Genomic DNA, 11,489 nt, shown 5'->3' on the forward strand with positions numbered 1-11,489 from the left:
ATTAACAGCCCGTTAAATAAATATCAATAGTAGGTTTTTCTACTGAAACTGGGGGGGTACCTGCATTCGCATCACTAGCTTCTGTATATTCGATGCGACATAGGTCTGTCTGTACATAGCTATTTGGGAAAATTATTACTTTCTTATCAGCTGCAACCTGTACAAGATTAAAATCACCAGTATCCACGGTTGTTCCTGTAGCAGTGCCTTCCGCAAAATCTACATCTAAAAATGCATTAAATGCAATGAGTGAAGCTGCTGGATAACCAAAAACAATAGGAACATTTTCACCATTATCTCCTGTTATCTCAGCGTTTTCAGCGGCGGTTTTTTTATGTAAACTTGCAATAATAGCCTTACCATTTACGATATTCATCCCACTGCGAATCGACCCTTGTAAACCTTCAAGTGTTGAAGCATTGGCATCACCTTGCAAGTTTAAAAAACGAGGTGCTGCAGTAACAGCTAAAATACCTAAAATAACAATTACGATGATCAATTCAACAAGTGTAAAACCTGCTTGTTTATTCATTGGTAAACTTTTTAACGATTGCGTTTTCATAAGTAAGCCTCTTTTAAATTACTTAATTTTTAAATATTTTTACTTTGCCTGTTTTAGCAAAATATGAAAAACCTGTTAACCCTAATATTTTACCCGTATTGCTAGGTATACTTTTAATATCAATGGTATGAGTTAAATAATAGACGCATTGCGAACTTTCTGCATTGTACCTAACTAAAAAACTTACACTTTTTATTCTTGATATTTCATTACTTAACGTACTACTGGGTGCATCTTGTAAAATTACATTTAATACTTGGCGGCATTTATTAGCATTTACAGCTTTTACCCGAGTATCTTTTTTTTCTGTTTCATCACTTGTTGGTGTACCTAACATTCCATCAACACCAACTATTACTCCTCCATAATTAACAAATGTTTTATTTGACCTACTATTTGGCCTCCCCTCTAATTCCCATTGACCCCTAACCATGCCAACGGCTGATGAAAAGCCACCTGCAATAGCATCTACGCTTGCATTATGCGCTTGATTTTTAATACCTATATATTGAGGTATAGCAAAGCTCAAAATTACTGCCAGTAAAATAACAACAATAACTAACTCAAATAATGAGAAACCTTTTGAGTAAGCCTTTGACGCAATCACTTGGTTAATTACCTTTAATCGCTGACATCATGTTCCACATAGGCATAAAAATACCCAACGCTAAAATCAGCACCATAATGGCAACAAACACAGTTAAAATAGGTTCGATTTTTGCAGTTAAACTACGTAGATCGTAATCAACTTCACGCTCATAATAATCAGCAGCCTCTTGTAATAGCTCATCAACCCGGCCCGTTTCTTCACCTACCGCTACCATCTGTAATACAAGCTGAGAAAACAGCTGAGAACTTTTTGAGGCCCTAAGCAAACTATCGCCCTTTTCTATATCTTGGCGCATAGTAATAATCGCTTTTTCCATATAGCTGTTATCTACGGCATGCGCTGTTAGTGATAAACCAGTGGTCATAGGCACACCGGAGCGCAATACCATAGCTAAACTTTGACTGTAGCGCGCAAGCAATGTCCGTTTTAAAATATCCCCAATAAATGGAATTTTTAATTTATATTGATCCCACTTAAAGCGTCCAGGCTCTGTATTTAAATAACGCCTCCAAGCGAATACCGCGCCAATCCCCATGATCAACAACAACCACCAGAAATTAACAAAAAAACTACTAGTACCAATTAGTATTTGTGTCATTAACGGTAATTCGGCATCAAACTTGGCAAACATGCTCGCAAAGGTAGGTATTACAAAAATATTTAAAATAACCATAGCTGCTACAAGAGCCAAAATAACAAAAGTGGGGTAGCGCATTGCTGCTTTTATTCGTTTGCGGGTTTCCTGTTCTTTTTCAAAATAAATAGCGAGTTGATAAAAAGCATCCTCTAATCGACCAGAACCTTCACCAACCATCACCATTGACACGGTTAAACGGCTAAACACCAAGTTATGCATAGCCATTGCACTGGATAAGTCGCGACCTTGTTCGAGCTGCTTGGTAACTTCTATTAGTACATTTTTAAATTTTTTATTTTGTGTTGTTTCTGCCAACCCAACCATTGCTCGTATAATTGGTATACCTGCTTTTAATAGCGAATACATTTGCCTAGAAAACATAATCATGTCGTCTAGCGTTATTTTTTCGACAAATAAATTATCAAAAATTTTGATGTTATTTTTTGTTTCAACTAAAGAGATTGATATTGGTATAAATTGACGCTTCATTAAACTATCAGCTACGCCAGCTTGGTTACTCGCTTCTAATTGGCCTTTAACCAACATACCTTTGCTGTCTTTAGCTTTGTAGCTATATAGTTGCATCAATATCCCCTACTATTTCTGGGATATATTCAGCCACTTTAAATACTTCATCTAAAGAGGTAACACCTTGCTTGGCGTATTTTAATGCCATTGTTGAGAGCGGCGAAAAATTCGCGCTATTTTTAGCGGCTTTTGCAAAACCTTGCGTGTCGTTAACTCGTAATGCATCCATCATTGCATCATCCATTTCGAGCAACTCAAAAATACCTACACGCCCTTTATAACCACTATGGTTACATGCTGTGCAACCTTGCCCTTTAGAGAATTGAGCTTCAGTAACATCTTCGCCTAAATATTTTAGCCAGCTTATTTCTTGATGATCTGGCAAGTACGGTACTCTGCAGTCATTACATACTCGTCTTACTAATCGCTGGGCAATAATCGCGCGCAGTGAACTTGCAACTAAATAGGCTGGTGCGCCCATGTCGATTAAGCGCATAGCACTGGTAATTGCATCATTGGTATGTAACGTTGATAGTACGAGGTGGCCTGTTAAAGCGGCCCTTAATCCAATATCCACGGTTTCTTGGTCACGCATTTCGCCCACCATTATAATGTCAGGGTCTTGCCTTAGAGTGGTCCGTAAAATACTTGCAAAGCTCAGCCCTATTTTATTATTTATTTGTACCTGGTTAATACGGCCAATACGATACTCAACGGGATCCTCTACTGTAATAATTTTACTTTCTTGTTGGTTTAACTCACTTAATGCACCGTATAGCGTGGTTGTTTTACCCGAGCCTGTTGGCCCAGTAACTAAAACCATGCCATGAGGACGTTTTATAATGCTGCGTACACGTTTTAATATGTGTACTGGCATGCCTGTTTCATCTAACGATAATAATCCTGCTGATTGATCAAGCAAACGCATTACAACTGATTCACCATGCTGAACGGGCATGGTAGATAGGCGCACATCAATACTATGGCTGCGCACTTTTATATTAAAGCGACCATCCTGAGGGAGGCGTTTTTCAGATATATCTAATCCCGACATAAGCTTTAAACGTAGCACTAGTGCCGATGCTATTTTTACTTGGTTAAGAGTGTGCTCTTGTAATATGCCATCTACACGTTGACGAATGCGAAGCAAACCTTCATCTGGCTCAATGTGAATATCGGATGCGCGAACTTGCACAGCATCTTCAAATATTGATTGCAGTAGCTTTACAACGGTTGCATCAGATGTTTCATCACCTAAAGAGTTTAAATCAAACTCTTCTACGTCTTGATATTCTTCATGGAGTTGTGCTGCAAAGTTAGTAATTTCATCTGTACGACGATATACGTTGTCAAACGCAGCCATTATTTGACTTTCTTGTACAACAGCTAAATCTATTCGTTTAGGAGCAAGCATAGTTGCAAGTTGATCAAGCCCCCTTAGATCAGCAGGATCGCTCATCCCGACTAAAACAGAGTCACCATTGTCTTCAATTACTAATGCTCTGTAGCGACGTGCATAAACCTCAGATAAAAGCTTAGATACATCAGCTGATATTTTTCGCTGTGATATATCTAAAAAAGGTACTTGTAATTGCTGCGCTAAAAAACGTAATAGTTGTGGTTCACTAATAAACTCAAGTGTAATAAGCGTCGAACCTAATTTACGACCCGTCGCAGCTTGAACGTTTAGCGCTTCGCTTAGTTGCGCTTCGGTGATCATGTGCTCATGAACCAGTAAGTCCCCTAAGCGCATTTTTAAACTAGGTCTCATACGGCCTCCTTTAGCGCAACTAAACGCTGTAATGCATGCTGCGTCATAGCTGTATTTAATCCACCTAAATCTAGAGCCACTTTGTAAAGCTGTTTAGCATCGAGGTACTCTCCTAATGCATCTTTTGAAGTTGCAAGTGCCAGCCACCACTTAGCTTGACTAGGCTGTAGTTGTGTAAGATGTTTAAAGCTTTCAAGTGCTTTATGGTGCTTACTCGCACTTTGTGCTGCAGTACCTTGCAACACCCAAAAATCAAGATTCGCTTGAGTCTCAAATTCATCACTTAAAAGCAGCAATACTCCTTCATACTGCTGTTGCATAATGAGTATTTTGCTTAGCATTACACGCCATTCAAGTACGTTAGGGTTTTGGCGAATACCTGATTGCAAAACCTGTTGTGCTGAATTTATATCTTGTTGTTTAAAGTAGGTTGCAGCGAGTAAATTTCGAGCCTCTACGTGTAAAGGCGATTGCGCTAAAATAATATTTAAATCACTAATGGCTTCGTTGTATAAGCCAAACTGTATTGCTTGTTTAGCTGTGGCTAATTGCTCAATCAATAAAGCCTGTGGCGACTTAGCTTCTGCCACGCTTTTAGTCATAGTATTTTGAGACTTAGTTTTAGTCACTGAAGTAATTTTTGGCTTGATGACAATAACTTCGCTAGCTACCAACACATTATCTTTAGCTAGTGCAGGCCTTTGTTTAACCTCAGCAATTACAACTGGCTCAGCCGTTGGTTGAGAAACCAGTAATGTTGCTTCACTCAACTTGGATTCAGCTAAATCATTCACTTCTGGTTTTATCTGCTCAACTTGCACAACCGTTTTCACAGCATCTTGCTCAACTAAAGGTTCTACATTACTTTTTTCATCTTGATAATCAGATAAATTAGAGCTTAGAACCGCGACCATTTTTTGCTGTGGTAACACAGACTCACGTTGAGTCTCTTTTTTGTCGGCGGTCGGTAAGTATAGGTATGCTAAAAAAATGACACTTAGCATAATAAGTAAAATTACGGCTTTAAATGCAATATTTTTTACATCATATATCGGCTTTAAGCTTATACCTTCTTGAGTACTTACTTGTTTAGCTTCTCGTTGCTCAATATTTTTAAGCATATTATTTATAACGCTCATAACCACTGCCTCCATGCCCATATGGCAGCAATAGCTAAAACACTAAACATTAAAGCACTGTAGCTCCAATATTGTCCGGTTCGATACTTTGCGCAGTCTTCGGTATCTTTTATGGCAAGTTGAATATGGCGATTTGTTATTGTATTTAACCCTTCACCGTAAGCTTGTAATAGTGCTTTGTGGCATAAAACATTAACTAATCTAGGAATTCCACGGCTAGCTCTAGCAATTTTGAGCCCTATACTATTATTAAATAAAGGAGGCCTATTAAACCCTGCAACTTGTAAGCGGTGATTAATATAATAAACAACCTCAGCGCCAGTCATCGCCCGTAATTTATACGAAAAACTGATACGTTGGCGTAATTGCCTTACTTTATTGTTTGCCAGCTTTTCATCAAGTTCAGGTTGCCCAAATAACACAACTTGAATTAGCTTTTCGCTTTCTGTTTCTAAGTTTGTAAATAATCTCAACGCTTCTAGAGTCTCCCAACTCAAGCATTGCGCCTCATCTATCAAAAGCACTACACGCTCATTATCTTCTTGTAAGTCAAGTAGGTGATGATTTATAAGCTGCCCTAGTGCTTGCTGATCTAATGCTTTATCTACATCCATGCCCAGCTCAATTGCAATCGCCCATCTAAGTTCTTCAGGGCTTAAATAGGAATTAGGCAAATAAGCCACAATGTAATCTGGCTCAAGTTGGTTTAATAGCTTTCTACACAGTAGCGTTTTACCAGTGCCAACTTCACCAGTGACTTTAATAAACCCTTCACCCATTTCAATAGCTGTTGTTAACACTTGCATCGCTTCGTGGTGCGGTTCAAGTGCACAAAAAAACTCTGTGTTAGGGGTTAACGTGAAAGGCATTTCACTTAAATTAAAAAAGCTTAAATACATGGTTAGTTTTCATACCATGTTTTTAAAAGCTGACGGCTTTCACCTTGTTGTTTTTTCCACGTATCTGGCATAACAACCGTTGGTTTGATTAAAATAATCAGTTCTTTTTTCTCTTGGCGTTTACGAATACTTTTAAATAAATTGCCAAATAGTGGGATATCACCCAACACCGGGGTTTTTGATTCTTCATCCTGTGTTGATGTTTGCATCAAACCACCAATAACCACTATTTCGCCACTTTGAGCGCGAATAACAGTATCTGATTCTCGAATGTTACTTTGTGCTAGAGGCAACTCAAAACGTTGATCGTCTAATGTAATTACTTTTAGCTGCTCTTCTGTTTCAGTTACTGAAGGGTGAACATGTAAAATTACTGAGCCATACTTGTCAATCTGCGGTGTCACATCAAGGGCAATACCAGAAAAGAACGGCGTTAAATCAATTTCAGGCGAGGTCGTTGTAGCAGTACCCGTTACCGTCGTACTTGATACATTAGTAACAAAATATTCGTCTTGCCCTACTTTTATAACTGCTTTTTGATTGTTTGTAGCGGTAACTCGAGGGTTAGATAGCATTTGCACATCACCTTGCGTTTCAAGCAAATTAATAACCCCGTTAAAGTCTCCTTTTTGAATGGTTAGCGATGACGCTCCACCAATTGCGGCTGAAATACTATTACTAATAGTAGAACCCGCTGTTGTAGCAAACGAAATACCGCCTTCTAAACCACTCGCTATACGCTCCCAGTTAACCCCCTGTTGGTACTCATCTTTTAAAGTTACTTCTATTATTTTTGCTTCTAGAATAACTTGGCGTTGCAGGTTTTCTTGGCTTTGACGCAAAAACTCTTTTAGCTGACTAATTTCGCTTGGTAGTGCATTTACGGTTACCAAACTAGCTTGTGGGCTTGCAACAACATAGCGCCCATCGCTTGCGCCAATTAAAGACTTAAGGGCGACTTCTAATTCTTTCCAAAAATCATTTTTATTAATTGTTTGGATTCGAGAACCGTTTAAATCTAAGCTTTGATTATCGCCGCCAAACTCATTATTTTGCTGGTTACTACTACCTGAACTTGAACCACTCGAACTACTGCCACTTTGTGCAAATTGACTAACCCCACCAGCAACCACACTCACTGTAGACTGACCATGGCGCTGCATCATTAAATAATTTACAGGTATTGTTTCTGTGCGCATTTTGGCTGGCAGTACTTGTACTATTCGTCCTTCATTAACAATGTCTAAAGGATACATACGCTTAATAACTGCAATGACTTCATTAAAAGTAACGCTTTTAAGATTTAAACTAATTGTGCCATTTACCTCGGGATGCACAGCAACACTAAAAGGCGTATCGTCCGTTAAGCCTGCAAAAAAGGCACCTATTTCAACGTCATTAGCGGCTACATCAAAACGCTTTATAGATAAATCATCACTTATAGTTTGCTCATTATTTATTGATGATAGTAGGCTTTGGGTAAGCTCACTCGGCATCTGTAAAGGCGCAATCGCTTTAGCTTCTACAGGTTCTTCAGCCAGCTCTTGTTCTATATGAGTTTTAACTTCTTTACCAGGCTTAAAGCTATGGCAAGCCGTTAAAAATGTAGGCAATAATAGGAGAACAAGCCACGGGTAAGATAAATTATTTTTTAATTTCATAGTCATATAATTCTAATTTTATTTGTTTATCGTCATTTGCTAGCACAACCTGTTTTGAGTTTATGCTTAGCACCCGAAAATCGTCTACAGCATCACCCACTCGATAAATATGGCCAGAAATAATAGCCTTAAATGCTGTACTGTTTTTAATAATAGATTGCAATTTAAGTTCTGTGTTTTGAGTTACACTCTTGTTGTTATTTACATACATATTTGGTTGAGTAGGATCGCGTAATTGCGCTAATGCACTGGGTGCGAAAGTGAACAAAAGTAATAAAAAACATAAATTATAATGCGATAAATTTTTCATTAGCGCTCACTGTAGCAATTTGTAAAGTTAATTCAGCTTGAGGGTACTCTAGTACCTGATAACTAAACTCCTGTATTAATAACTTATCTTGATTATTTTTTAATGCGGCTAAATATTTTTGTAAGCTAAAGTAGCTACCTTCTAAAGTAACGACCATCTGATGCTCAAAAAATAATGTTTGCGTATCATGTTCACCTAGTTTTTCTACATCGATAGCCTGTGCTGGTTTGACATTAAAGCTACTCACTTTTACGGCGCTACTATCTACGAGCAAATCTTTTAAAACGGCAGGTACATTTTTAGCCGCTACAAAGCCTTGACTAAAACTATTAAGTTGATTATTTATTTCAGCTAATTCATCTCTGGTTTGTGCAATTTGACTGCGTAAAACCTTAGTGTAGTCGTAGTTTAGTGCTTGATTTAACATGGAGAGTTGCGCATTTATCTGCTGTAACTCCTGCAATGCTGCATTTTGTTCAGAGCGAATATGAGCAACTTCATCTTGCTGTGGAAAAATAACAAACCACAGACCGAGGTAAATCACCATGAATAAGCCTACAAATACAGTTGAATACTTCTCACGCTTTTGCAGCGATGCAAATTGAGCTCGATACTTTGCCCAAATAGGCCAACCTTTGTCTTTCTTGTTGTTCATGGTTTAGCGCCTTTATCAGCAAGGTCGGTCGCCACATTAAATTCACTCAGACCATCTTTTGTTGACAGTTCTAAAACTGAAAATTCTTTATCAATAAAAAAAGGTGACTGCTTTAAATTATTAAACCACATAGGTAAAAATTTTGACTGCGATACTTGCCCTTTAAACGTGACACTTTGCCCTACAAATTTAATATGGGTAAGCCAGATATTAGGCTCGTGATACTTGGCTAAATCTTGCATAACCTGCGCATAGTCGGTTGCGGATTGATCTGAGCTTTGCTCTAAATAACTAAATATTTGCTGCTTATGCAAAACCTCTTGCTGAAGTGTTTTTAGCTCATTAATAAAAATTGTTTTATTTTGCTTCTCTGCTAGCTGCTGTTTTACAACTTCTAACTGAGCTTTTCCTTGTTTGAGATATTCCTTTTTTTGTTCTAAATCAAGCTCACTTGAATAAGTTTTATAACTGTAAAAAGCCCACGTGATTACAATAATTAATAGCGCACCTAACCACAACGTAATCATTCCAGACAAAGGGACTGGGTCTCGGCGTACTCGTAAGGTTTTTTGATAAAAATTAATCCGGGTTTTCATAGCACAGACTCCGGATCTGTTAATTGATAGGCTGCCCCGAGCGCATAATAAAAGTTTGGCTCTAATTGCTGCGCTAATTCTAAGTTAGGCGCAAAATCTACAACTTTTACTTGTAAAAACTCTGCAAGACCGGCTCTAAGAGTTGATGAAGATAAATCATCGCACTGTAGCTGTATGCTGCGAATTGGCGGTTGCTTGAGCTGGCTTTCAAAAAAGTCCATTGAACGCTGAATTTCTAACCCTAACGCCTCTACTAGTCCTTGGTTTTGATCCTTATCAGAAATACCTAAAAAACCATTTAATCGCCTAGCTAATACTAATTGTCCATCACGAATAATTAAGATTCGAGGTTCATGATTAGCATGCTGCACAATCAGCATATGCGCCTCTTTATATGAGCCAAACAAGGTAACCAGAATCATTTCTTCAGAGGTCATTGCACGCAAAACAGGTTTGGTTTGTTCAAAACTGTCTATAAACGGAAGTAGTTGCAGCTTATTAGTAATAAACACATTCATTTTGCTGCTTTGCATCGGTAGCGTTATTGGATAATCGATAAAATCAGCAACAATATTTTCAGGGGCTATATCAACTAAATCTTTTGTAGTCCAAGGGAGTGATTGGATGATTTCTTCATCACTAAGATTTGGTTTATCCATTTGCACTATTTGATAAAAGTAATGCGGTATAACTAAATTAACCGCACAAATGTCTGTAGAAACTTGATTTGTGCAAGCAACAATAGCAGCGGTATAATCGGCTTGTTCAGATACGTTGACACTATGTGAGCTGTGAACTATCCATTGGTCTCGTTGTTTTTTTAAACATACCGCGTTAACAGTATCTGCATAAGCAGCAACACCTATAGCTGTATTAGGATCCAAACTACGATTCAACCAAGAAAACAGCTTTTCTTTCATATAGCTACTATTGTTAATGATGTATTAACCAAGTGTCGTACATTTTATTTACTTTGCCAAGTTGAAAACTAATAAATATGCATAAATCATTTGAAACTAAAGAAAATAACTATATTCAGCAAATAGATACAACGTTTCTAAAAAAGAGAAATATTTGTTTAGGTATAAAACGTGACGATCTACTACATCCGCTAATAAGTGGTAACAAATGGCGTAAATTAAAATACAATTTAGCGCATATGCAAAAGATAAATAAAACAGAGCTTCTGACTTTTGGTGGTGCGTTTTCAAACCATATTCACGCCTGCGCAGCCGCAGGAAAAGAATTTAATATAAAAACTCACGCGATTATTCGCGGACCAGAACTGGATAACAACAACCCAACAATCCAATTTGCAAAACATTGTGGTATGAACCTACATGTTGTTAATCGTATAGAGTATCGAAAACGCCAAGACACCGATTACCTTAATGCTTTGCAAGAGCGCTTTCCAAATGCTTATATCATTCCTGAAGGTGGTACAAACGAGCACGCCTTATTAGGATGTAAAGAGTTAGTACAAAGCTTACCCGAACATAACTACTTAGCTTGTCCTACAGGTAGCGGTGGCACGCTTGCTGGATTAATAGAAGGCAGTGCTTCAACTACACAAATTATTGGTATAGCGGTATTAAAACAAGCTGATTATTTAAATGAAGAAATAAAAAAGCTGAGCGCTAAAGCTAATAATCAAACTAACTGGCAGTTACTCACAGAGTTTCATGGTGGTGGTTATGGAAAATTTTCACCTGAGTTATGGCAGTTCTGCCAAGATATAGGCCGCACACACAACCTACCGCTTGAGCCTATTTATAGCGGAAAAATGATGTATGCATTGTGGCAACTTATTGAGCAAGATTATTTCCCATCTGGGAGTAAGATTATTGCGGTCCATACCGGCGGACTTCAGGGGCTAAATGGTCTTAAATATAGAGGCTTAATTTAATGAAATACCGCTTGCGTAAACTCTTGAAGTGGCTCTGAAAAGTAAAACCCTTGAGCTCCAACCACTCCCAACTTGGCAAGCGTAAACAACTCTTTTTGAGTCTCTACGCCAACGGCATATACGGGTAAATTTAAAAGGTTTGCGGCTTCGACTATCTTTTTTATTTGCCTTTGATTTTGAGTTTTTTCATTTAACAAATGAATTAATTCGTATGA

General features: G+C 38.0%; 13 protein-coding genes. 1 reads left to right on the plus strand and 12 read right to left on the minus strand.

Annotation, left to right across the window (positions count from 1 at the left end; all coding sequences use genetic code 11):
- Position 1: 1 nt before the first annotated feature.
- From CXF89_RS01220 to CXF89_RS01270, 11 genes are read right to left on the minus strand one after another with little or no spacing between them, the layout of a single operon-like run.
- Positions 2-562, minus strand: a complete 561-nt coding sequence (locus CXF89_RS01220) for a prepilin-type N-terminal cleavage/methylation domain-containing protein (RefSeq protein WP_121953564.1) — start codon at positions 560-562, stop codon at positions 2-4.
- Between the two features lie 22 nt (positions 563-584).
- Complete coding sequence (locus CXF89_RS01225; protein ID WP_121953565.1) at positions 585-1,169, minus strand: pilus assembly FimT family protein; 585 nt, start codon at positions 1,167-1,169, stop codon at positions 585-587.
- 4 nt (positions 1,170-1,173) lie between these two features.
- A complete protein-coding gene (locus CXF89_RS01230) occupies positions 1,174-2,394 on the minus strand; it encodes a type II secretion system F family protein (RefSeq protein ID WP_121953566.1) in 1,221 nt (406 codons plus the stop codon).
- Entirely contained in the window at positions 2,381-4,108 is a 1,728-nt protein-coding gene (locus tag CXF89_RS01235; RefSeq protein ID WP_121953567.1) for a GspE/PulE family protein, read from the minus strand. Before CXF89_RS01235 ends, CXF89_RS01230 begins: the two co-directional genes overlap by 14 nt.
- On the minus strand, positions 4,105-5,247 hold the full coding sequence (locus CXF89_RS01240) for a tetratricopeptide repeat protein (protein ID WP_121953568.1): 1,143 nt from the start codon (positions 5,245-5,247) through the stop codon (positions 4,105-4,107). The genes CXF89_RS01235 and CXF89_RS01240 overlap by 4 nt, the downstream gene beginning before the upstream one ends.
- Complete coding sequence (locus tag CXF89_RS01245; protein ID WP_121953569.1) at positions 5,244-6,146, minus strand: ExeA family protein; 903 nt, start codon at positions 6,144-6,146, stop codon at positions 5,244-5,246. The genes CXF89_RS01240 and CXF89_RS01245 overlap by 4 nt, the downstream gene beginning before the upstream one ends.
- Before the next feature lie 2 nt (positions 6,147-6,148).
- Positions 6,149-7,807, minus strand: coding sequence for a pilus (MSHA type) biogenesis protein MshL (gene mshL, locus CXF89_RS01250; protein WP_121953575.1), 1,659 nt, complete (start codon positions 7,805-7,807; stop codon positions 6,149-6,151).
- A complete protein-coding gene (locus CXF89_RS01255; protein WP_024594540.1) occupies positions 7,791-8,117 on the minus strand; it encodes an agglutinin biogenesis protein MshK in 327 nt (108 codons plus the stop codon). The genes mshL and CXF89_RS01255 overlap by 17 nt, the downstream gene beginning before the upstream one ends.
- Entirely contained in the window at positions 8,095-8,772 is a 678-nt protein-coding gene (locus CXF89_RS01260) for an agglutinin biogenesis protein MshJ (protein WP_121953570.1), read from the minus strand. Before CXF89_RS01260 ends, CXF89_RS01255 begins: the two co-directional genes overlap by 23 nt.
- Complete coding sequence (locus tag CXF89_RS01265) at positions 8,769-9,368, minus strand: PilN domain-containing protein (RefSeq protein WP_231612761.1); 600 nt, start codon at positions 9,366-9,368, stop codon at positions 8,769-8,771. The genes CXF89_RS01260 and CXF89_RS01265 overlap by 4 nt, the downstream gene beginning before the upstream one ends.
- A complete protein-coding gene (locus tag CXF89_RS01270; RefSeq protein WP_121953571.1) occupies positions 9,365-10,288 on the minus strand; it encodes an MSHA biogenesis protein MshI in 924 nt (307 codons plus the stop codon). The genes CXF89_RS01265 and CXF89_RS01270 overlap by 4 nt, the downstream gene beginning before the upstream one ends.
- Positions 10,289-10,365: 77 nt before the next feature.
- Between CXF89_RS01270 and CXF89_RS01275 the strand changes: the two genes are divergently transcribed.
- Entirely contained in the window at positions 10,366-11,274 is a 909-nt protein-coding gene (locus CXF89_RS01275; RefSeq protein ID WP_121953572.1) for a 1-aminocyclopropane-1-carboxylate deaminase/D-cysteine desulfhydrase, read from the plus strand.
- On the opposite strand, the gene CXF89_RS01280 is transcribed toward CXF89_RS01275, so the two are convergent.
- On the minus strand, positions 11,271-11,489 hold a 219-nt coding region (locus CXF89_RS01280), incomplete at its 5' end, for an EAL domain-containing protein (RefSeq protein WP_121953573.1). The two genes, CXF89_RS01275 and CXF89_RS01280, sit on opposite strands and share 4 nt — an antisense overlap.

Origin of the sequence: Pseudoalteromonas sp. MelDa3, assembly GCF_002863625.1 — a bacterium.
Lineage (GTDB): Bacteria > Pseudomonadota > Gammaproteobacteria > Enterobacterales > Alteromonadaceae > Pseudoalteromonas > Pseudoalteromonas arctica.

Coding starts and splice junctions, on each gene's coding strand:
- CXF89_RS01220 (WP_121953564.1), bottom strand. CDS start 562: ATGAAAACGCAATCGTTAAAAAGTTTACCAATGAATAAACAAGCAGGT.
- CXF89_RS01230 (WP_121953566.1), bottom strand. CDS start 2,394: ATGCAACTATATAGCTACAAAGCTAAAGACAGCAAAGGTATGTTGGTT.
- CXF89_RS01235 (WP_121953567.1), bottom strand. CDS start 4,108: ATGAGACCTAGTTTAAAAATGCGCTTAGGGGACTTACTGGTTCATGAG.
- CXF89_RS01240 (WP_121953568.1), bottom strand. CDS start 5,247: ATGAGCGTTATAAATAATATGCTTAAAAATATTGAGCAACGAGAAGCT.
- CXF89_RS01245 (WP_121953569.1), bottom strand. CDS start 6,146: ATGTATTTAAGCTTTTTTAATTTAAGTGAAATGCCTTTCACGTTAACC.
- mshL (WP_121953575.1), bottom strand. CDS start 7,807: ATGAAATTAAAAAATAATTTATCTTACCCGTGGCTTGTTCTCCTATTA.
- CXF89_RS01255 (WP_024594540.1), bottom strand. CDS start 8,117: ATGAAAAATTTATCGCATTATAATTTATGTTTTTTATTACTTTTGTTC.
- CXF89_RS01260 (WP_121953570.1), bottom strand. CDS start 8,772: ATGAACAACAAGAAAGACAAAGGTTGGCCTATTTGGGCAAAGTATCGA.
- CXF89_RS01265 (WP_231612761.1), bottom strand. CDS start 9,368: ATGAAAACCCGGATTAATTTTTATCAAAAAACCTTACGAGTACGCCGA.
- CXF89_RS01270 (WP_121953571.1), bottom strand. CDS start 10,288: ATGAAAGAAAAGCTGTTTTCTTGGTTGAATCGTAGTTTGGATCCTAAT.
- CXF89_RS01275 (WP_121953572.1), top strand. CDS start 10,366: ATGCATAAATCATTTGAAACTAAAGAAAATAACTATATTCAGCAAATA.